This window comes from Arthrobacter sp. 05N428_2 (assembly GCF_056397065.1).
The window spans coordinates 1-21,217 of record NZ_JBFTMR010000015.1; the positions used below are offsets into that span (position 1 = coordinate 1).

The window sequence follows — 21,217 nt, forward strand, 5'->3', positions numbered from 1 at the left end:
TTCCGGCAAATTCAACCAATTCAATACAATAAATTGGTATCAACAAACTTGGCACACTATTGAGTTCTCAAACAACAGACACACCCGGCACCACCACAACCCCACAGGGCCGCGGATCGCTCCGGAGCAACTTCTCAAACTTACCCGCGCGCTTCACCCTAGTCAAATCAGCGTTTCGGACTCAGTGTTCCCGTAGGCTTCGTGGTCTTCTTAGCGGATCAACTCCGGGGAGCAGCGCGGAAATAAACTCTACCACCACTTGGGCCGGCTGACAAAGCGGCCCCTGGAAGCGCCCCTGCGACCCCTTATCGGGTCCGTCCGGCGGGCACAAACGAAAGGCCCGGAACCGCCGGGGTTCCGGGTCCTCCCTGGTCCTCGGGCCGCTCCTAGCCGATGGCCTTGAAGTACGCGGCGCCCAGCGGAGGCAGCGTTACGGTGAGCGTGGCCGGTTGGCCGTCAATGCCCTCGTCGGACGCTGTCAGGGGTCCCTCGTTCAGCACGCCGGAACCGCCGTAGTTTGCGGCGTCGGTGTTTAACACTTCCTGCCACTGGCCCGATGCCGGGACTCCCAAGCGGAAGTCGGTGTGCGGGCCGCCGGAGAAGTTCAGCGCGCAGACCAGCGGAGTGCCGGCGGCATCGCGCCGGATGAAGGTCAAGACGTTCCGGTCGGAGTCGCCGCCGTTGATCCACTGGAAGCCGTCGGGATCGTTATCCCGTTCATACAGGGCCGGGGTGGAACTGTAGAGCTCGTTGAGGTCCTTGGTGAGGAGCTGAATGCCCCGGTGCGCGGGGATGTCGGCCAGCCACCAGTCCAAGCCGTACTGTTCGGACCATTCCGCTTCTTGGCCGAACTCTGTGCCCATGAAGATCAACTGCTTGCCGGGGTGGGCCCACTGGTAGCCCAGGAAGGCGCGCAGGTTGGCCAGCTGTTTCCAGCGGTCGCCGGGCATCTTGCGCAGCATCGAGCCCTTGCCGTGCACCACCTCGTCGTGGCTGATCGGCAGCAGGAAGTTCTCCGTGTAGGCGTAGACCATCGAGAAGGTCACGGTGCCGTGGTGCCATTTCCGGTTGTACGGGTCCTCGGCCATGTACTTGAGCGAGTCGTGCATCCAACCCATGTTCCACTTGATGCCGAAGCCTAGGCCGCCTTGGCTGGTGGGGGCGGTGACCCCGGGGAACGCGGTCGATTCCTCGGCGATCATGACCGCGCCGGGGTGCGTCTTGTAGACCGTGGCGTTGACTTCCTGCAGGAAGGAGATCGCTTCGAGGTTCTCCCGGCCGCCGAAGCGGTTGGGCTGCCATTGGCCCTCTTCGCGGGAGTAGTCGAGGTACAGCATCGAGGCCACGGCGTCGACGCGCAGGCCGTCGATGTGGAATTCGTCCAGCCAGTAGAGCGCATTGGCAACCAGGAAGTTGCGGACCTCGCGTCGGCCGAAGTCGAAGATCAGGGTGCCCCAGTCCGGGTGCTCTCCGAGGTTTGGGTCCGAGTGCTCGTACAGCGGCCCGCCGTCGAAGCGGGCCAGCGCCCACTCGTCCTTGGGGAAGTGCGCCGGGACCCAGTCCAGCAGCACGCCGATGCCCGCCTGGTGCAGTTCGTCCACGAGGTGCCGGAACTCGTCGGGGTGCCCGAAGCGCGAGGTCGGCGCGAAGTACGACGTGACCTGATAGCCCCAGGAGCCGCCGAAGGGGTGTTCGGCGACAGGCATGAACTCCACATGCGTGAAGCCGAGCCACTTCACGTATTCGACGAGCTCCGTGGCCAGTTGGCGGTAGTCGAGTCCGACCCGCCACGAACCCAGGTGGACTTCATAGACACTCATCGGGGAGTTGTGCGGATCCCGGGCGGCGCGCGCCTCCATCCATTCGTTGTCTTTGAAGGCGTATGAGGGCTCCACGACGCGGGAAGCGGTCAGCGGCGGGACTTCCGTGCCGAAAGCGAGCGGGTCGGCTTTCTCCACCCAGTAGCCATGCCTGGTCTTGATCTCGAACTTGTAGCACGCCCCTGCCACAACGCCGGGGATGAACAGCTCCCATACCCCCGAGGAGCCGAGTGAGCGCATGGCGAATTCCCGGCCGTCCCAGCCGTTGAAGTCGCCCTTGACCCGCACGGCCTCGGCGTTCGGCGCCCACACGGCAAAGGAAACGCCGTCGACGTCGCCGAGCGCCGACTTGTAATGCTGGACGTGCGCGCCCAGGACATCCCAGAGGCGCTCGTGCCGGCCTTCGCCAATCAGGTGCAGGTCGATCTCGCCCACGGTGGGCAGGTAACGGTACGGTTCGTCCGTCCGCTGCGGGGCCTGCCCTTCATAGGTAACCTCAAGCCGGTAGTCCGGGACATGGCCCTCGTCCATGGGCTCCAGCACGGCCACCCAGACGCCGCCGGATTCGTGCGACATCGGAACGCTGCCTGCCGCGGTCACCACGGAAACGGCCTCCGCCAGGTGCTTCACGGTGCGGATGGTCACGTGGCCGTGGTCGTCAAGGTGGGCACCCAGGACCGAATGCGGCGCGTGATGCTCTCCGGCGCCGACCCGCGCAAGGGTTTCCCCATCCACGGGCATCGGGACGCCGGGTCGATCGGTACGTGCTGAACCTGTCATTTTGTTACCTTCCGCTGCGGCTTCGGCGGGAACGCCGGAGCCTGTACTGCCGAGGAGACTGCGGGACGCGTTCACGGGAATGGCTAGCCAGTCCGGCCTGTTCCGCAGTTCGTAAACAACTTCATAGAGAGCCTTGTCGAGCCACAACGCGACGAACAGGGGCGAGTCGCGGTCGACGCTGCCGGGCGTGACCTCCGCATAGCCGGCCAGGAAAGCCACGGCGCAGTCGTCCACCCAGTCCGCGGGGACGACGGCGCCGTCGTACTCACGGACCGCTGCGCCGGCTGCGTAGTCGAAGGACCGCAACATGCCGACGACGTCGCGCAGCGGCACGTCCGGGAAGTTGCGTTCGGAGATCGGCCGCAACGGTTCACCCTCAAAGTCCAGGATTGCCCAGCGCGCCGGGGTCCCTGCCGCGCCTGGGACCTGCAGGATCTGGCCCAGGTGCAGGTCTCCGTGGATCCGCTGAAGCGGCCCCGCACCGTTGCCTTCGAGGCGCGCCAAGAGCGCCTCCAGTTCATCGTCGAAGGGCCCGACGGCGGCGCCGGCTTCGGCCCACGACTGCCGGACCCGCCGAGCGACGGCGGGCGCGATGTCGCCGCCCGGCACCTGCTCGGCCGCGGTGCCCAACGCTTCGGCCAGCCGGCGGTGCACCGTGGCCGTCGCGACACCCAGGGCGCGCGCCTCGGCACTGAAGTCGGTTCCCGTGCTGGCAGCATCGACTGCCAGGCGCCAAGCGTCACGGCCGCCGGCGAGAAATTCATGGGCGACGGCAAGCTCGCCGCGGGCCGCGGGGGCGGCCTCCGGGGTGTCGTTGGACGGGGCCGTCCATTCGCCGGTGACCCAGCCCAAGGTGGCGGGCACCTCGACGGTCCGGGCCGAGGTCAGCGCCGCCCCGATCTCCACCTCCGGATTCTGCCCCGCGGAAAGCACCCGGAAGAACTTCAGGATCGCGGCCGAGTCGCCGTCGTCGACAATCACCGACGTGTTGGACTGTTCGCCGGAGAGCACCCGGACCTTGCCGGTGGCGAAGGGCAGCCGGTAGTCCGATTCCACCAGGTGGCCGGCGGCGGCACCGTCGGCCGTGGCGGCGCGGGCGCGCATCAACTCCAGCCAGGCCGCGATGAACGCCGGGTCGTGGACGCCGTCGTAGATCCAGCCGTGGATCGGGTCGGCGCCGTCCGCGGGAATTTCCCCGAGGAGGGCGGCTCCGGCGCCTGCCAGCGGCAGCGGGCGGGAACTGAGCGGCACCTGGACGACGTCGGTGCGGTCGCCGTCCGCCGTCGGATACGTGACGGCGAGCAGCAGCACCTCGAGCCCGGCCCCGTCCTCCGGAAGCCCGGCGCCCGGGCCGCCCGCGAGGTGCACCCGGCCCACCGGTGCGAAGCTGAACCGGGCACTTTTGACGGGGAACCAGCGCTGGCGCGGCAACCAGCCGCGGAGCAGGGCGTCCAGCGCGGGGGCGAGAGTCGACCGGGTCATGTCAGCCCTCAAGGGACAGGATAGGCATCGCCTGGGTGAACGGCGACGCCGGGTTGGAGGTGGCCGACCGGACCCGCAGCCAGAAGAAATCGTGGCTGCCCAAGGTGAGCGTCAGCGTCCCGTCGTCGGCAATGGCCGGGAAGGCCTGGCCGCCGAAGACGTCGCGCAGGCCCCGGCCGGCGTACTGCGGGACCCGTAGCGTGGTGGCCACCGGGTGCTGGGACAGGTTGAAGGCGCACAGGATGCTCTCCGGATCCTCGCCCGCGGAATTTCCCGCCGGCAGTTCCCGCAGGTAGGCCAGGACGACGTCGTGGTCCGCCTCTACGTGCTGGAACGAGCCCAACCCGAAGGCGGGGTGGTTCTTGCGGACACTGAGGATCTGCCGCGTCCAGCGCAGCAGTGAACCTGAATGGGCGGCCTCCGCCTCGACATTGGCCATGCTGTAGTTATAGACCAGCGACTGGATCACCGGCAGGTAAAGCTTGCCCGGGTCAGCGTGGGAGAACCCGGCGTTCCGGTCCGGGTTCCATTGCATCGGGGTGCGGACCGCATCGCGGTCCTCGAGCCAGATGTTGTCACCCATGCCGATCTCGTCGCCGTAGTACAGGAACGGGCTCCCCGGCAACGACAGCAGCAGCGCGTTGATGAGTTCGATTTCGGAGCGGGAGTTGTCCAGCAGCGGGGCCAGCCGACGGCGGATGCCGATGTTGGCGCGCATCCGCGGATCCGGCGCGTACCAGCCAAGCATCGCCGCGCGCTCATCAGCCGTGACCATTTCCAGCGTCAGTTCGTCGTGGTTGCGCAGGAACGTGCCCCACTGGGCGCCCTGGGGAATGTCCGGGGTGTCCTTCATGGTCTCGATGATGGGGGCGGCCTTCTGGTCACGCAGCGCGTAGTACAGCCGCGGCATGATCGGGAAATGGAACGCCATGTGGCATTCCGGCTCCTCTTCCGTGCCAAAGTACTCGACCACTTCGGCCGGCGGCTGGTTGGCCTCGGCGATGATCACACGGCCTGGGTAACTTTCATCGACCATCTTGCGCATCTGGCGCAGGAATTCGTGGGTCTGCGGCAGGTTCTCGCAGTTGGTGCCCTCCTCTTCGAAGAGGTACGGGATGGCGTCCGCGCGGAAGCCGTCGATGCCTTGGTCCAGCCAGAAGCGCACGACGTCGAAAAGGGCGTCGACGACCTTGGGATTTTCAAAGTTCAAATCCGGCTGGTGGCTGAAGAACCGGTGCCAGAAGAACTGCCTCCGGATCGGGTCGAAGGTCCAGTTGGACTCCTCCGTGTCCACGAAGATGATGCGGGCGTCCTGGTATTTCTCGTCCGTATCGCTCCACACGTAGAAATCCCCGAACGGGCCGTCCGGGTCCTTGCGCGATTCCTGGAACCAAGGGTGCTGGTCCGAGGTGTGGTTCAGCGGCAGGTCGATGATGACCCGGACGCCGCGGGCATGGGCCTCGGCAACGAGCCGCTTGAAATCGCTGATGGTGCCGAATTCGTCCAGCACGGAATTGTAATCCGAGATGTCGTAGCCGCCGTCCCGCAGCGGTGACTGGAAGAAGGGCGGCAGCCAGAGGCAGTCGACGCCGAGCCACTGCAGGTAGTCGAGCTTCTCGATCAGGCCGTGGAAGTCGCCGGACCCGTCGCCGTTGCCGTCCGCGAAACCCCGCACGAGGACCTCGTAGAAGACCGCCTTGCGGTACCAGAGAGGATCGTGCTGGAGGCCGGGCGCGTTCAGTTCGAAGTTCCCCTTCGGTGTGAACTGGCTGGGATTGCTCGGGCTAAAACTCACGGGCGGTGCCTCCGGATGCTAAGGATGTGGGCGGGTTCGACGTGTGCGTCTAAGCGTACGTAGTTGTATTCGCCCCATTCCCAGCTTTCGCCGCTTAGCAGGTCCTCGACGACGAAGCCGCCGTTGTGCGTCAGGTCGTCCGGCGCCAACTCCAGGGCCGCCAGGTCCAGGGATACCGTGCTTTCCCGGGTGCTGTGCGGATCCAGGTTGACCACGAAGATCAGGGTGTCCTTGGTGCCGTCCGGGAGCGTCTTGTGCTTCGAGTAGACAATCGTGGCGTCGTCGGTGCTGGAGTGCACAGTCAGGTTCTGCAAATCCCCGAGGGCCGGGTGCGCGTGCCGGATGGCGTTGAGGCGGGTCAGGTACGGAGCCAGGGTCCGTCCGGATTCCGTGGCCGCTTCCCAGTCGCGGGCCTTGTACTCGAACTTTTCGTTGTCGATGTACTCCTCCGCGCCGGGCCGGGCCACGTGTTCGTACAGCTCGTAGCCGGCGTAAACACCCCAGCTGGGGCTGGCGGTGGCGGCGAGCGTGGCGCGGATCTTGAAGGCTGCGGGGCCGCCGTACTGCAGGTACTCGGTGAGGATGTCCGGGGTGTTGACGAAGAAGTTCGGCCGGAAGTAGGCGGGCGACTCGTGGCTGACCTCCTGGAAGTACTCCTCGAGTTCCTCTTTGGTGTTGCGCCAGGTGAAGTAGGTGTAGGACTGCTGGAATCCGGCCCGGCCGAGCGCGTGCATCATGGCCGGCCGGGTGAACGCCTCCGCGAGGAAGACGACGTCGGGGTTCTTCTTGTTGACCTTGGCGATCAGCCATTCCCAGAACCACACCGGCTTGGTGTGCGGGTTGTCCACGCGGAAGATTTTCACCCCGTGGCTGATCCAGAGCTGGACGATCCGCAGGATCTCGTTGGACAGACCGGCGGGGTCGTTGTCGAAGTTGAGCGGGAAAATATCCTGGTATTTCTTCGGCGGGTTTTCGGCGTAGGCGATGCTGCCGTCCACCCGGGTGGTGAACCATTCGGGATGGCTCTGCACCCACGGGTGGTCCGGGGCGGCCTGCAGCGCGAGGTCCAGGGCCACTTCCAGCCCCAGTTCGCCGGCGCGGGCTACAAAGGCGTCGAAGTCCGCGAAGGTGCCGAGGTCCGGGTGGATGGAGTCGTGGCCGCCTTCCTTCGCACCGATCGCCCACGGGGAGCCGGGATCGTGCGGGCCGGCCAGCAGGGTGTTGTTCGGTCCCTTGCGGTGCTGCGTGCCGATCGGGTGGATCGGCGGCATGTAGATGATGTCGAAGCCCATCGCCGCGACGGCGTCCAGGCGCATCGCGGCGGTGCGGAACGTCCCGGAAGTCCATTCGCCGGTCTCGTGGTTGCGGACCGCGCCCTCGGAACGCGGGAAGAACTCATACCAGGCGCCGCGGCCGGCGAGTTCCCGCTCCACCAGCAGCGGGTAGGGCTCGGAGACGGTCACCAGGTCCCGGATCGGCTGCCGGGCGACGACGGCGGCCACGTCGGTGCTGAAACCGGCGGCAAGCCGTTCCTCCGGGGTTTTCGTGCCGTCCAGCAGGCCCACGACGGCGATCCGCAGCGTCCGCCGGTCGGCGGAGGGGCGGGTGGCCTCCTCCGACGCCTCGGTCAGCAGCGCGGCGCCCTCGGCCAGCATCAGCTCGACGTCGATGCCCGCCTCGACCTTGACCTCCGCGTTGTGGTGCCAGGTGCCGTAGCGGTCATGCCAGGCCTCGATGACGAAAGACCACCGGCCGGTGCCGGAGGGGGTGAGCCGGCCCTCCCAGCGGTCGGTACCGGCCCCACGGTCCCCGCGCGGAGGGGCCAGACGGACGCGCTGCCGCTCCTTCCCCCGCGGGTCCAGGAGCACGGCGCTGACGCCGAGCAGGTCGTGGCCCTCACGGAATGCGGTGGCGCCCACCACAATGCTCTCGCCCACAACGGCCTTGGCTGGGAACTTTCCGTCTTCGACCGCAGGCTGCACGGCGGTGATCGGAAATCTGCCGAATTTGAGCCCCTCCGTGATCAGGGCCTTCGGCTTTTGCTTGGACACGGCACTGGTTCGCGAGTTAGTCGTCACAGGCTCGACGTTATCTACAAATCGCGGAGATTGCTAAGGGTGCTCAGTTTTTTCGGGTCGATTCCCGAAGGCCACACGACATTTACCGGAAAGAAACCCAATGCAGTTCCGGGGCCCTGTGTTGTCCGTTAGTGTTTCGCAGGTGAAGGCTATCCGCAGATTTACCGTCCGAACTGTTCTTCCCGAATCGATCCGGCCTCTGGCCAGGCTCGCCACCAACCTTCGCTGGTCGTGGCACCTGCCCACCCGGCAGCTGTTCGAGGAGCTGAACCCGGCGGTCTGGGCCGAAAGTGAACACGACCCGGTGACGTTCCTGGGCCTGGTCAGCCGGGAGGAACTGCAGCGTCTCGCCGCGGACCAGGACGTGGTGGGCCGGGTCCACGCCGCGGCCCAGGACCTGGACCGCTACCTGGAACAACCCCGCTGGTACCAGGGCCTCGGCGAGGACGCACCCCGCTGCATCGCGTACTTCTCGCCCGAGTTCGGCATCACCGAGGTCCTGCCGCAGTACTCCGGCGGCCTCGGCATCCTGGCCGGCGACCACCTGAAGGCGGCTTCGGATCTCGGCGTCCCGCTGATCGGCGTCGGCCTGCTCTACCAGGCGGGCTACTTCAAGCAGTCCCTGTCCCGCGACGCTTGGCAGCAGGAAACCTACCCCGTTCTGGACCCCGACGGCCTGCCGCTGACCCTGCTCCGTGAGGCCTCCCCGGACAACAACGGCCGGCCCGTCCAGATTTCGCTTCCGCTGCCCAACGGCCGCCGCCTGCTGGCCCATGTCTGGCGGGCCGACGTCGGGCGTGTCCCGCTGCTGCTGCTGGACTCCAACGTGGCGGGGAATGACGACGCGGCGCGCGGCATCACGGACCGCCTTTATGGCGGCGGTGGCGACCACCGGCTCCAGCAGGAGCTCCTGCTGGGCATGGGGGGGGTCAAGGCGCTGCGGGCCTTCCAACGGCTGACGGGCGTCCCCGCCCCGGAGGTGTTCCACACCAACGAAGGCCACGCCGGCTTCCTGGGCGTCGAACGAATCCAGGAGTTGATGTCCGGGGAGAGCCCGCTCAGCTGGGACGAGGCCCTGACCGCGGGCCGCGCCTCCACCGTGTTCACCACCCACACGCCCGTGCCGGCCGGCATTGACCGCTTCGAGACCTCGCAGATCGAGCACTTTTTCGCCGCCGGGCTGGCTCCCGATGTTCCGACCGCGAAGATCCTGGACCTGGGCCGGGAGGATTACGCGGACGGCAACCCGTTTGTCTTCAACATGGCCGTGATGGGGCTGCGGCTGGCGCAACGCGCCAACGGTGTGGCCAAGCTGCACGGGGTCGTCTCCCGGGGCATGTTCTCCGCGCTCTGGCCGGGGTTCGATCACGCCGAGGTGCCCATCACCTCAGTCACCAACGGCGTCCACGTGCCCACCTGGGTGGACCCCCGGGTGACCGACCTGGCCCGCGAGCAGTTCGGCCCCGACGCCGAGGCGCAGGGCCGCTGGGACCTGGCCTACAACGTCAGCGACGAAGCCCTGTGGGCGCTGCGCCGCGAAATGCGCGTCTCCCTGGTCGAGGACGTCCGGCACCGGCTCCGGGCCGCCTGGAAAAAGCGCGGCGCGGCCGACGCCGAGCTGTCCTGGACGGACTCGGTCCTGGATCCGGACATCCTGACCATCGGCTTCGCCCGGCGGGTGCCGACCTACAAGCGGCTGACCCTGATGCTGCGGGATCCGGCACGGCTCAAGGCCCTGCTGCTGCACAAGACACACCCGATCCAGCTGGTGATTGCGGGCAAATCGCACCCGGCCGACGACGCGGGCAAGAAGATGATCCAGGACCTGGTCCGCTTCACCGACGATCCCGAGGTCCGGCACCGGATCGCGTTCCTGCCCAACTACGACATCGCCATGGCCCGGACCCTGTTCCCCGGCTGTGACGTGTGGCTCAACAACCCGCTCCGCCCGCTTGAGGCGTGCGGGACGTCCGGCATGAAGGCGGCCCTCAACGGCTCCCTCAACCTCTCCGTGCTGGACGGCTGGTGGGACGAAATGTACGACGGCGAGAACGGCTGGGCGATCCCGACGGCGAACAACGACGCGTCCCCCGACGAACGCGACGACATCGAAGCCTCGGCCCTGTACGAGCTCCTGGAAACGCAGGTGGCGCCGAAGTTCTACGGCCTCACAGTCTCCGCGGGGGCGGGTGCTGCCGGCCCATCGCAGTCGGGGCCGCAGGAGGTGCCCACGCACTGGGTCTCGATGATCAAGCACACCCTGGCGCACCTGGGTCCCGCCGTGTCCGCGGACCGGATGCTGCAGGATTACGTCAACGTCCTCTACCGGCCCGCCGCGATCGCCGGCCGGCACGCTTCGGCGGACAACTTTGCCGAAGCGAAGGCCCTAGCCGCCTGGTGCACCCGGATCCGTGCCGGCTGGCCCCAGATCCAGGTGGAACATGTGGACTCGGTGGGTGTCTCCGAGGACCCGCAGATCGGCGACTACCTGCAGGTCAACGCCTACGTGGCGCTCAGCTCGCTGCGCCCCGAGGATGTTGCAGTCGAGGTGGCCTACGGCCGGGCCGAGGACAGCGACGAACTGTCCGACGTCACCGTGGCGGAACTGCAGTCCGTGGAGGACCTCGGCAAGGGCCGCTACCTGTTCAGCGGCACGCTCGTGATCGACCGTTCCGGATCCTTCGGCTACACCGTCCGGGTGCTGCCGAAGCATGAAGGCTTGGCGTCCAAAGCCGAACTGGGCCTGATCGTCAACGCCTAACGCCGCCCGCAACCGGTCATCCTACGCGTGCTCGCTCGTTCCTCCCCACCGTCTCCCTAACCTCGCAAGCTCGGCCAGGGAACCCTGACGGCGGGGGCCCTGCTGAGACGCATGCTTCCGGATAACCGGCTTGCGGGCCGCCCTTGTGCTTGTTAAGAGGCAGATGGCGATGACGGCTAGGTCCTTGCCGGCGTAGGGTTCGGCGGCGCCGTCGGCCGTCCGGGGGCACATTGAAACGGACACGCCGCGGCGTAGTGGGCGAACGCCCAGGTCGGCCGTCAAAGTGCCCCCGGACTGCTGAGACGCCGACGGCGGGGCGGGAGACGGGACTGGCGGTCCGGTTCCTGGGTCAGAGGCAGACGGCGATGACGGCTAGGTCCTTGCCGGCGTACCGTTCGGCGTCCTGCAGGATCTCGCAGACGACGCCGAAGGAGCGGTCCGCCCGGAATGAGGCCGAGACCTGCCAGATGACTGTGGCGGGGGCCTGGCCGTCCTCGGTGACGGTGTCGGCGAAGTCGTTCAGCGAATCGTTCAGGGCGTCCAGGTTCAGGCCGTAGTGCTCGGGGAAAGCCAAGGCTTCGCCAAAAGCCTGCAGCACGCCCTTCTTGGAGTCCGCGGCAGGGATCAGCAGGGGCCGCCGTCCGGCGTCGTTCACCTGTGCCCGCAGTTCTTCGAGGGTCCAGGTGTCGGCGGAAAGAATTTTCATGGGCTCCTACTTGCCTTCGGCGATGAATTTGAACGATGCATAGTGGTCGGCGGTGTAATATTTTTCCCCGCCCGTGCCCACCACGATTCGGCGGGCGCCCCGGTCCGACTCCCCCGGCGTGACGACGGTGAACTCGCGGTAATACCCCGACGATTTCTGCGGGAGGACTTTTTCGAAATTCCCAAACGGGACGTTGTCTCGGGAGTACGGGTACGGGCCTCCTTTGGTGATCAGGTCCAGCGTCCGTCGCGCCTCGGCCGGCAGGTCGGACCCGTTGACTTCCGCCAGTCTGGAGGGGTTGACGACGCCGGCCAGCGGCGTTCTGGGTGTCCCTGAGCTTTGGGCGGCACTGGTCCGGCCGGTCTCCGGCGGCACAGTTCCGGGCTGCGGCGTTCCGAGGAGCACGAAAGCCAGCACCACCAACCCCAGCAGCACGGCGAGCAGCGCTGTCAGCCGCTGGATCTTCATTCGTGCTCCCCTGCCTGGTGCCGGCCCGCTACGCGCGGTAGATGCTGATGCTGTTGGCTTGGATCACGTCCCGCTCACCGGATGATATGCGAGTACCTTGGCGTCTGTCGTGCAGTTCCGAGGTGGTCAGCCGGAGCTCGAACAGCCGGTTGGCGCCGCCGTCGTCGTCGGGGATAACGGGCAGGGTGACCTTGACGTCCCGGGCGCCGCCGTTGACCACGACGAGGCCGTTCACGTAGCCGTCCTCGGACCCCAGCAGGAGCTGGACCACGCGGTGGCCGGGATCCTGCCAGCGGTCGCCGGACATCGGCTCGCCGTGGACGTCGAACCAGTGGAAGTAGGACTGCTGGTCCCGCGCCGGGTAGTCGTGCGGCTGGCCGGCGAGGAACTCCTTGCGCAGCCGGATCACGCGTTTGGTGCTGCGCAGCATGGAGTGCGATTCCGGGGTGCTGGTCCAGTCGATCCAGGTGAGCGGGTTGTCCTGGCAATACGCGTTGTTGTTGCCTTGCTGGCTGCGGCCGATCTCGTCCCCGGCGGTGATCATCGGCACGCCCTGGGAGATCATCAGGGAAGCCATCAAGTTGCGGCTGGTCTGTGCCCGCCTCGCCAGGACCTCTTCGTCTTCGGTGCGGCCCTCAAACCCGTGGTTGTAACTGCGGTTGTCGCTGTGGCCGTCGCGGTTCTGCTCCCCGTTGGCCTCGTTGTGCTTGCGGTCGTAGGAGACCAGATCCGCCAGGGTGAAGCCGTCGTGTGCGGTGATGAGATTGACCGAGGCCAGCCGGCCCCGCCCGGAAGGGGCGAACAGGCTCGCAGAACCGGACAACGCGTCTGCGAGGCGCGCCACCGAACCGCCCTCGCCACCGGCGTCGATGGCGGCACGGTCGGCCAGCCAAAACGTCCGAACGGCGTCCCGGAAATGGTCGTTCCAGTCCACCCAGCCCGCGGGGAAGCGGCCCGTCTGCCACCCCCCGTAGCCGACGTCCCAGGGTTCGGCGATGAGCTTTGTTTCGGACAGCACCGGATCCGCGGCAATCGCCACCAGAAAGGGGTGCCGCGGGTCGAACTCGTTGGCGGCGTTGCGGCACAGCGTGACGGCGAGGTCGAAGCGGAAGCCGTCGATGTGGAATTCGTTCACCCAGTAGCGCAGCGAGTCGAGCACCAGCTGCACCACCCGGGGCTCGCCGAAGTTCAGGCTGTTGCCGCAGCCGGTGGTGTCCAGGTACTTTCCGTGGCCGTCGTGGCGGTAGTACTCCAGTTCGCCGAGGCCGCGGAAGTTCAGCGTGGGACCGTCCGTCCCGCCTTCTGCGGTGTGGTTGTAGACGACGTCGAGGATCACTTCGAGCCCGGCCGCGTGCAGCAGCTTGACCATGCCCTTGAACTCATCCTGCACGGCGTGCGGGCCCGCGTCCTGGGCCGCCTGGGTGGCGTAGCCAGGGTGCGGCGCGAAAAACGCCGCCGTGTTGTAGCCCCAGTAATTGGTCAGGCCCAGGTCCTGCAGGTGTGCCTCATCCACGTGGAAATGGACGGGAAGCAGCTGGACGGCCGTGGCGCCAAGCGAGAGGAGGTGCTCGACCATGGCCGGGTGCGCCATGCCCGCGTAGGTGCCTTGGAGGTGCTCGGGAATGTCCGGATGCAGCATGGTCTGGCCGCGGACATGGGCCTCGTAGATGATGGTGTTGCGCCAGGAGGTGTGCGGCGCCTGGTCCGCCCCCCAGTCGAAGTCACCGGCCATCCTGACGTTGGTGATGAAGTCGTCGCGTTCGTCTATGCCCCGGCCGTACGGGTCCAGCAGCAGCGGCTGCACGCCGTCGGCGTCGAAGTCCACCGTGGGCATCGGGAGCGGCAGGGCGTCCAACTGCGCAGCGCGCAGGCCGTAGCGCGAGCCGGCGGGCAGCCCCTCGACTATGCCGTGGTGCACCCCGTCCGTGACGTTGGGCAGGGTTTCCAGCTGCCAGCTTCCGCCGGGGGTCAGGTAGGCGATGTCCAGGGCGGCCACCCCCGGGGCATAGACTGCGACGTTCGCGAAGCCGCCCCGAGGATCGTCCGTCGCCGGGGAGCCCGTCCGGGGGACGCTGACACCCAGCGGAAAAGGCCGCGAGGGATCCACGGTGGTGGCGGAATCTATATAGGGGTTGACCATCGCTTAAAGCTTAGCCGGGGAAGACAAATGGTCGCCGATTCGCGTCTTCGCTTCGGGCACGGGCGGCGCAGGGTCGAGGACCGGCATACTGGGTGGAGTCGCTGAACTGGAGGTTATTGTGCGCATAGCACTTGCTCAAATCATCACCGGCCGCGAGCTGGAGCGGAATCTGGACCTCGTCCGGGACTACGCCCGCCAGGCGAAGACCGGGGGTGCCGACCTGGTGGTCTTCCCTGAAGCGACCATGCGCGCATTCGGGAACTCACTGCTGGACATCGCCGAACCCCTGGACGGCCCCTGGGCCTCACAGGTCCGCGCCGTCGCCGCAGAAGAGGGCATCATCATTGTCGCCGGCATGTTCACCCCGGGCGGCTCGGGTGCTGGCACCCGCAAGGTCCGCAACACTCTCCTGGCCACCGGCCCCGGAGTGGACGCCAGCTACGACAAGATCCACCTCTACGATGCCTTCGGCTTCGCCGAATCGGACACGGTGGACGCCGGCACCCAGCCCGCAACGTTCGACGCCGGCGGGGTCACCTTCGGCCTGGCGACCTGCTACGACATCCGCTTCCCGGACCTGTTTACGGAAAACGCGGAGCGCGGAGCGCAGGTCAACATTGTCTGCGCCTCCTGGGCCGCCGGGCCGGGCAAGGTCGACCAGTGGAAGCTGCTGTCCCGGGCCCGCGCCGTGGACTCCACCACCTTCGTCCTGGCGTGCGGCCAAGGCGATCCCGCCAGCCTTGGCCTCGAGGTGACGGGCTCCGCTCCCACCGGCGTGGGGCACTCCGTCGTCGTCTCCCCCTTCGGCGAAGTCCTCCAGGAGCTCGACGGCGCCCCCGGACTCCTGTTCGCGGACCTTGACCCCGCCGTCGTCGAGGACGCCCGCACCAAACTCCCGGTCCTCGCCAACCGCCACAAGTTCTAGAGGACGCTCCCGCACATCCGGCGACACAAAACGAAACGCTCCCGCACGGGACGTGAGGGAGCGTTTCGTTCTCTACCACCAAAGGTACGGGAGCGTCTCCCTAAAAACGGTCAGAGGTGCGGGAGCGTCGGGAGAGTCCGAAAGGTTTACTTCGCGGCGCGCTGGCGGGAGATCTCGTAGAGGGAGATGCCGACGGCCATGGAGGCGTTCAGCGATTCCATCGCGGAGTCGATCGGGATGGAGACGATCTGGTCGCAGTTTTCGCGGACCAGCCGGCTCAGTCCCTTGCCCTCGGACCCGACGACGAGGCAGACCGGTTCGGTGGCCAGGGCGAGGTCCGGCAGCGAAACGTCGCCGTCGCCGTCCAGGCCCAGCACGTAGATGCCCATGTTCTTGAAGGCCTTGAGCGTGCTGTTGAGGTTGGCGGCGCGGGCCACGGGGACGCGGACGGCGGCGCCGGCGCTGGTCTTCCAGGCCGAGGCGGTGACGCCCACGGAGCGGCGTTCCGGCACGATCACGCCGTGGCCGCTGAAGGCCGAGACGGAGCGGATGATCGCGCCCAGGTTGCGCGGGTCCGTAATGCCGTCGAGGGCGACGAAGAGCGGCGCGTTGGCGACGTGGCCCTTCTTCCAGCTCTCGAGGGTCTCCTCGGCCAGGTCGAAGGCGTCCTGGTATTCGTACGGCGGGATCTGCAGCACGAGGCCCTGGTGGATCGCGTCGTCGGTCATCCGGTCCAGTTCGGGCTTGCCGGTTTCGAGCAGCGGGATGCCGCGTTCGGCCGCAAGCTTCAGCGACTCCTTCACGCGGTCGTCCATCTCGATGCGGATAGCAACGTGCAGGGCCTTGGCGGGGATGCCGGCACGGAGGGCCTCGACCACGGAGTTGCGGCCGGTCACGACTTCCTCGGTGGCACGGCCCTTGGGACCCGAGCGGGCGCCGGCGTTGCGGGCACCGGTGCCCGGACCGCGCTTGGCGGCCGAGCGGTCCGCGAGCTGCTTGTTCTTGTGGGCCTTGTGGTAGGGGCGGTCCTCCGCCTTGGGCGTCGGACCCTTGCCTTCCAGGGCCTTGCGGCCGTGGCCTCCGGTCCCGACCGTGGGGCCCTTCTTCAATTTGACCGAGCGGCGACCGTTGTTGGCCATGAGTTTCACCCTTTTAACTACGCGATTCGTTGATAAGTCTGAACTCCAGTCTACTGACTCGAGTTAAGTCCTCGACCGCAGGGTCCTCCGCAACGTCTCCGGCCACGTCTCCCGCCCGCCGGCTCCGTCCTGCCGCGGCAGACCGGTTCAGCCGCGCTTGAGGCTCCAGCTTGCGCCGTCCGCGCCGTCCTCGACGACGACGCCGGCCGCCGCCAGGGTGTCCCGGATGGCGTCCGACGCGGCCCAGTCCTTGGTGGCGCGGGCCTGGGCCCGGGCAGCGAGCTGGGCTTCGACCAGCACGTCCAGGGCAGCCGATTCCCGGGCGTCTGCTGCCGGGCCGGACGCCACGGCGTTCAGGCCCAGCACGCGCAGCATGTCATGAAGATCGTGCAGCGCCTGCCGCGCATCCTCCAGCCGCCCCTCGGTCAGGGCAGTGTTGCCGGTCCGCACCGTTTCGTGGACAACCGCCAGGGCCTGGGGCACGTTGAGGTCGTCATCCATGGCACGCTCGAAAGGCTCCGGCACCTTGCCGTACGTGAAGAGGGTGTGGCTGCCTCCGGCGGACACGGCCTCCGGGGACAGGGCCCGAACCGCGCGGCTGATGAACCCGTCGATGCGTTCGACGGCGGCGGCGGCCTCCTCCAGCGACGTGGGACGGTAGTCCAGCACGGACCGGTATTGGGCTTGCCCCAGGTAGTAGCGGACCACCCGCGGCGATGCGAGCGCCAGCATCTCCGAAGGGCTGATGGTGTTGCCGATCGACTTGGACATCTTCTCGCCCGCATAGGTGACCATGCCGTTGTGCATCCAGAAGTTCGCAAACCCGTGGCCGGCGGCCTGCGACTGCGCCATCTCGTTCTCGTGGTGCGGGAAGCGCAGGTCCAGTCCGCCGCCGTGGATGTCGAACTCGGTACCGAGGTATTTGCCTGCCATCGCGGAGCACTCCAGGTGCCAGCCTGGCCGGCCGGCACCCCACGGCGAGGCCCAGCTCGCCGTCGTCGGCTCGCCTTCCTTGTGGCCCTTCCAGAGCGCGAAGTCGCGGGAATCCTTCTTCCCTCTGGGGTCCGCATCCGCCGCGCCCTGCATATCGTCGATGTTCTGGCGCGTCAGGGACCCGTATTTGGACCACGAGCGCACGTCGAAGTAGACGTCGCCGGAGTCGTCGAGGGCGGGATACGCGTGGCCGCGGTCGATCAACGCGGCGATCAGGGCGTGCATCTCGGGGATGTGCCCGGTGGCGCGCGGTTCGTAGGTGGGGCGGGAGACGCCCAGGGCGTCGTAGGCCTTGAGGAATTCCTGCTCGTACCGGTAGGCCAGTGCCCACCATTCCTCGTTCCGGACGGTCCCCGGCTCGTCGGCGAAGTCCCCCGCGAACGATTCCGCGGATTTGGCGAGAATCTTGTCGTCGATATCGGTGACGTTGCGGACCACTGTCACCCGGAAGCCCCGGTACTCCAGCCAGCGCGTGAGCTGGTCAAAGGCGATGGCGGAGCGGATGTGCCCGACATGCGGCATGCCCTGGACCGTGGCACCGCAGTAGTACAGGCTCACCTTGCCAGGAACCACGGGAACGAAGTCGCGGACTTCGGCGGATGCAGTGTCGTAAAAGCGCAGGGTCACCGCTCCAGATTAGCCGATGGCCGGCGGCCGGACCTGCGGTCCTATTTGCAGTGCTGGCCGATCTTGTCCAGCTGCTGCCTGAGCTGGGTGAGCTGGTCCGGGGTCTGGGTGCCGGTGGAGCTCGCGGCCACCTGCTTCATGATGTCCGACATCTGCTGGATGGGCTCCGCGACCTCCGGGGCCACCTTGTTCGCGACGTCCTGGTAGTGCTGGCTGATCTGGGCGGCCTTTTCCTTGTCGCTTCCTTGGGGCACGAACGTATCGGTATTGAGGAACTTGCAGCTTTCGTCCACGCTCATCCGCGGCGTGGTCGTCGCCGGCGGCGTCGCGGGGCCGGCGCATCCCGCCAGCAGCGCTCCGGTAAGGACGACGACGGCGGGCAGCAGCTTTTTCACGGGAGGTCTCCTGACGGGCCGGAGGATGTTTCCTTAAGCGTAGGCCCGAATTCCCGGACCGGCTGAGCCGGCTTGGCTCAGCTTGCCGGGTTGGCTCAGCTTGCCGGGTTGGCTCAGCTTGCTTGGCTCAGCTTGCCGGGTAGACCAGGGCGGTGGCCGTTGCCGCGATGCCTTCGCCGCGGCCGGTGAACCCGAGACCGTCGCTGGTGGTGGCAGAGACACTCACGGGCGCGCCGGCCGCGTCGCTGAGGACCCGCTGGGACTCTTCGCGGCGCGGACCGAACTTGGGCCGGTTTGCGACGAACTGGACGGCGATGTTACCGATCTCGAAGCCCCCGGCGCGGACGATCCTGGCCGCTTCGGCCAGCAGGGTAACGCCCGAGGCCCCGGCATATTCGGGGCGGTCGGTGCCGAAGTGCGTGCCGAGATCCCCGAGCCCGCATGCGGAGAACAACGCGTCGGCGGCGGCGTGAGCCACCGGGTCGCCGTCGGAATGGCCGGCGAGTCCACGCTCGCCGGCCCAGTGCAGGCCGCCGAGCCACAGCGGCTGCGGCGCGTCCTCGGGTGCGTAGGCGTGGACATCGATGCCGATTCCGGTTCTGGGGATGGGCATACGGTCCGGCCGGGATGCGTCCATGTTTAGCCCTCCACCCAGCGCGCCCCGAGCGGTCCTTCGAGGAGTCCCTCGGCCAGGATGAGGTCAAGCGGCGTGGTGATCTTCAGGGACTGGCTGGCGCCGCGCACGGCGTGGACCGGGAAGCCCAGCAGTTCCACCAGCATCGCGTCGTCCGTGACGGCGGCTGCCTGTGCGCCGTCGAATCCTGCCGCCGCCTCATGGGCGCCCCGCAGGGTCGCGAGGTCGAAGCCCTGGGGGGTTTGGACGGCGCGCAGCATTTCGCGCGGCGCCGTGCCGGTGACGATCTCCGGGGCGATGTCGGCGTCGTCGCCGAAGGTGGGATCCACCGTCTTGATGGTGTCAACTACCGGGATCACGGGGATCACGGCGACGGCACCGGCCGTGAGGGCTGCGGCGACCCGGTGGAAGACGGATTCCGGGGCGAGCGCCCGGGCGGCGTCGTGGACCAGGACGAATTGGGTGCCCGGGGCGAGGGCCGAAAGTGCTGCGCGCACGGAGTCGGCGCGGCTGGCCCCGCCGTCGACGATGGTCACGGCGGGGAGCAGCCCGTCGTCCCCCGGCGCGGCAGTCGCGGCGTGCTCGGCCTGCAGTTCCGCCGCGAACGCCTCGCACTGGGCCCGGAGGTCGATGTCGCCCGGCGGGATAGCCACGCAAATCTGCCGGGCAATGCCCGCTGCGGCCACGCCGCGCAGGGCGTGCGTGAGGATGCTGTCCCCGCCGAGCGGCACCTTCGCCTTCGGCATGCCGTAGCCCAGGCGCTGGCCGGATCCGGCCGCGACGAGGATGACCGCGGTGACGTGTGCTGTCGATGCAGTGTTCATGCGGACAAGACTACGTCGCGGCGCCCGGCCGCAGCCCAAGTAGCTCGCAGTAGTTGTCCTTTTGAGCCCTCAGAACGACAACAAGTGCGAGTCAGTTGGGCTGATTTTGGGCAAAAAGAAGCCCGGCAGCCGTGACGCCGCCGGGGTTCGATTCTTAGCTAGGAAGCCAGGACCTCGTCGAGAACGCTTGCGGCCTTCTCTTCATCAGTCTTTTCCGCCAGTGCCAGTTCTGAAATCAGAATCTGGCGGGCTTTGGCCAGCATGCGCTTCTCTCCTGCGGAGAGACCCCGGTCATGATCACGGCGCCACAGGTCGCGGACGACCTCTGCCACCTTGATGACATCACCGGAAGCAAGCTTCTCCAGGTTTGCCTTGTAACGACGCGACCAGTTGGTGGGCTCCTCAGTGAACTCGGCGCGCAGCACATCGAACACGTGCTCCAAACCTTCCTTGCCCACTACGTCCCGGACCCCAACAAGGTCAACGTTCTCTGCTGGAACTTCAATGGTTAGATCACCCTGAGCCACCTTGAGCTTGAGATACATTTTCTCTTCGCCCTTGACAGTGCGCATCTTGATTTCTTCAATTTTTGCTGCACCGTGGTGAGGGTAAACTACTGTCTCGCCGACCTCAAAAACCATGTGGACATTCCCCTTTCCCGCAGACCAGTTTATCACGATTAAGGCATATGACTGCCATGGTTCTCGGCCCAAAACCGCGCAAATCCGCGGAAAATGAGCCGAATCGACCCTCCAAAACCCTTGACGGATGCGGATAATAGTGCATTGGGCACCCTCTGCCAAGGGGCTACTGACTCGAGGGAAGGCACTCCGACGGCAGGCCGCGCAACAGACCCCGCGGCGGGCCCCGCAACGCACCGGAGCGGTCGACGCCGGGCGGCCGCGGCAATGCTGCGCGTTGCCTGTGCGCGGCGTTATGTCCCCGGCGGAATCCGCGTTTGACTGTTATTGCCGATAGGCTATGGCCTGAATAATGTTTCAAGACTCTCAAGGAGTGCGTGACGTGCGTTTCACTGCGATGACCCGGGGCCGGCGCGGCAAGCTGGCAATGGCAACGGCCGCTCTTGGCATTGGCCTGCTGTCGGTGACGGCTTGCGGCTACATCAACCCCCAGCAGACCTCCGTGCAGTACTCTGCGTCGGACGGAACGCGCACGGACCTGGGCCCGCTCCAGCTCCGCAACATGATGGTCGTGTCGGACGGCGAGAACAAGCCCGGCCGCGTGATCGGCGCCGTGTACAACACCTCGTCCAAGGATGCGCTGCTCACGATCAACGGGGCCAGCGGTTCCTCGGCCCAGGTTCCGGTCAAGAAGAACTCATATGTCCTGCTGAACGACAGCACGGCGCCCGCAGTCCTCAGCACCACCGGCGGCAAGCCCGGATCAGTGGTGGAGGTGACGATCCGCGAGGACGCCACCAACCTGAACGCCAAGTTCAAGATGCCGGTCCTGGACGGCACGATCACCGACTACAAGCAGTACCTGCCCACCGCCGAGCCCACGAGCACCGGGACCGCCTCCGGTACCGCGACGCCGTCGTCATCGCCGTCGGCGTCGGCGACCCCCTCGCCGAGCAGCAGCCGCTAGCTCTGCCGCCGGCCCCGGCGCGGCCGTAAGCAAGCGGACGTA

At 67.1% G+C, this 21,217-nt stretch carries 15 protein-coding genes; 3 read left to right on the forward strand and 12 right to left on the reverse strand.

Annotated elements, in window-relative coordinates:
* Nucleotides 1–386 precede the first annotated feature (386 nt).
* Genes AC1DGI_RS15010 through AC1DGI_RS15020 form a run of 3 tightly spaced genes read right to left on the reverse strand, consistent with a single transcriptional unit; the run spans nt 387 to nt 7,955 of the window.
* The gene (locus AC1DGI_RS15010) at nt 387–4,082 is read right to left on the reverse strand and encodes a 1,4-alpha-glucan branching enzyme (RefSeq protein WP_476899409.1); all 3,696 of its coding nucleotides are present in this window, start codon (nt 4,080–4,082) and stop codon (nt 387–389) included.
* 1 nt (nt 4,083) lies between these two features.
* On the reverse strand, nt 4,084–5,877 hold the full coding sequence (treS, locus tag AC1DGI_RS15015) for a maltose alpha-D-glucosyltransferase (protein ID WP_441399481.1): 1,794 nt from the start codon (nt 5,875–5,877) through the stop codon (nt 4,084–4,086).
* Nucleotides 5,874–7,955: an alpha-1,4-glucan--maltose-1-phosphate maltosyltransferase gene (locus AC1DGI_RS15020; RefSeq protein WP_476899410.1), complete on the reverse strand. Its 2,082-nt coding sequence runs from the start codon at nt 7,953–7,955 to the stop codon at nt 5,874–5,876. The genes treS and AC1DGI_RS15020 overlap by 4 nt, the downstream gene beginning before the upstream one ends.
* Nucleotides 7,956–8,097: 142 nt before the next feature.
* Here AC1DGI_RS15020 and glgP point away from each other — a divergent pair, with 142 nt between their 5' ends.
* A complete protein-coding gene (glgP, locus tag AC1DGI_RS15025) occupies nt 8,098–10,716 on the forward strand; it encodes an alpha-glucan family phosphorylase (RefSeq protein WP_476899411.1) in 2,619 nt (872 codons plus the stop codon).
* Between the two features lie 349 nt (nt 10,717–11,065).
* On the opposite strand, the gene AC1DGI_RS15030 is transcribed toward glgP, so the two are convergent.
* The 3 genes from AC1DGI_RS15030 to glgX are packed head-to-tail and all read right to left on the reverse strand — an operon-like array spanning nt 11,066 to nt 14,030.
* The gene (locus AC1DGI_RS15030) at nt 11,066–11,422 is read right to left on the reverse strand and encodes a barstar family protein (protein WP_476899412.1); all 357 of its coding nucleotides are present in this window, start codon (nt 11,420–11,422) and stop codon (nt 11,066–11,068) included.
* 6 nt (nt 11,423–11,428) lie between these two features.
* Nucleotides 11,429–11,890: a guanyl-specific ribonuclease gene (locus tag AC1DGI_RS15035; RefSeq protein ID WP_476899413.1), complete on the reverse strand. Its 462-nt coding sequence runs from the start codon at nt 11,888–11,890 to the stop codon at nt 11,429–11,431.
* Between the two features lie 28 nt (nt 11,891–11,918).
* Nucleotides 11,919–14,030, reverse strand: a complete 2,112-nt coding sequence (glgX, locus tag AC1DGI_RS15040) for a glycogen debranching protein GlgX (RefSeq protein ID WP_476899414.1) — start codon at nt 14,028–14,030, stop codon at nt 11,919–11,921.
* 118 nt (nt 14,031–14,148) lie between these two features.
* On the opposite strand from glgX, the gene AC1DGI_RS15045 reads away from it, so the two are divergent.
* Nucleotides 14,149–14,955 (forward strand): carbon-nitrogen hydrolase family protein, encoded by an 807-nt coding sequence (locus tag AC1DGI_RS15045; protein ID WP_476899415.1) that lies wholly within the window; start codon nt 14,149–14,151, stop codon nt 14,953–14,955.
* 146 nt (nt 14,956–15,101) lie between these two features.
* Here AC1DGI_RS15045 and rlmB read toward each other — a convergent pair whose 3' ends face one another.
* From rlmB to AC1DGI_RS15075, 6 genes are all read right to left on the reverse strand, one after another.
* Nucleotides 15,102–16,094, reverse strand: a complete 993-nt coding sequence (gene rlmB, locus AC1DGI_RS15050; protein WP_476899416.1) for a 23S rRNA (guanosine(2251)-2'-O)-methyltransferase RlmB — start codon at nt 16,092–16,094, stop codon at nt 15,102–15,104.
* Nucleotides 16,095–16,241: 147 nt separating this feature from the next.
* Nucleotides 16,242–17,714 (reverse strand): cysteine--tRNA ligase, encoded by a 1,473-nt coding sequence (gene cysS / locus AC1DGI_RS15055; RefSeq protein ID WP_476899417.1) that lies wholly within the window; start codon nt 17,712–17,714, stop codon nt 16,242–16,244.
* A gap of 41 nt (nt 17,715–17,755) precedes the next feature.
* Nucleotides 17,756–18,109, reverse strand: a complete 354-nt coding sequence (locus tag AC1DGI_RS15060; protein WP_476899418.1) for a hypothetical protein — start codon at nt 18,107–18,109, stop codon at nt 17,756–17,758.
* 127 nt (nt 18,110–18,236) lie between these two features.
* Nucleotides 18,237–18,722, reverse strand: a complete 486-nt coding sequence (gene ispF, locus AC1DGI_RS15065) for a 2-C-methyl-D-erythritol 2,4-cyclodiphosphate synthase (protein ID WP_441399484.1) — start codon at nt 18,720–18,722, stop codon at nt 18,237–18,239.
* 26 nt (nt 18,723–18,748) lie between these two features.
* Entirely contained in the window at nt 18,749–19,567 is an 819-nt protein-coding gene (gene ispD / locus AC1DGI_RS15070) for a 2-C-methyl-D-erythritol 4-phosphate cytidylyltransferase (protein WP_441399468.1), read from the reverse strand.
* A gap of 158 nt (nt 19,568–19,725) precedes the next feature.
* Complete coding sequence (locus tag AC1DGI_RS15075; RefSeq protein ID WP_026266570.1) at nt 19,726–20,208, reverse strand: CarD family transcriptional regulator; 483 nt, start codon at nt 20,206–20,208, stop codon at nt 19,726–19,728.
* A gap of 382 nt (nt 20,209–20,590) precedes the next feature.
* Here AC1DGI_RS15075 and AC1DGI_RS15080 point away from each other — a divergent pair, with 382 nt between their 5' ends.
* Nucleotides 20,591–21,175, forward strand: a complete 585-nt coding sequence (locus tag AC1DGI_RS15080) for a hypothetical protein (RefSeq protein ID WP_476899419.1) — start codon at nt 20,591–20,593, stop codon at nt 21,173–21,175.
* The last annotated feature ends 42 nt before the right edge of the window (nt 21,176–21,217 follow it).

Excerpts from the sequence above, each read along its gene's own strand:
- AC1DGI_RS15010 (WP_476899409.1), bottom strand. The coding sequence starts at position 4,082 with ATGACCCGGTCGACTCTCGCCCCCGCGCTGGACGCCCTGCTCCGCGGC.
- AC1DGI_RS15030 (WP_476899412.1), bottom strand. The coding sequence starts at position 11,422 with ATGAAAATTCTTTCCGCCGACACCTGGACCCTCGAAGAACTGCGGGCA.
- AC1DGI_RS15035 (WP_476899413.1), bottom strand. The coding sequence starts at position 11,890 with ATGAAGATCCAGCGGCTGACAGCGCTGCTCGCCGTGCTGCTGGGGTTG.
- glgX (WP_476899414.1), bottom strand. The coding sequence starts at position 14,030 with ATGGTCAACCCCTATATAGATTCCGCCACCACCGTGGATCCCTCGCGG.
- rlmB (WP_476899416.1), bottom strand. The coding sequence starts at position 16,094 with ATGGCCAACAACGGTCGCCGCTCGGTCAAATTGAAGAAGGGCCCCACG.
- ispF (WP_441399484.1), bottom strand. The coding sequence starts at position 18,722 with ATGCCCATCCCCAGAACCGGAATCGGCATCGATGTCCACGCCTACGCA.
- ispD (WP_441399468.1), bottom strand. The coding sequence starts at position 19,567 with ATGAACACTGCATCGACAGCACACGTCACCGCGGTCATCCTCGTCGCG.
- AC1DGI_RS15075 (WP_026266570.1), bottom strand. The coding sequence starts at position 20,208 with ATGGTTTTTGAGGTCGGCGAGACAGTAGTTTACCCTCACCACGGTGCA.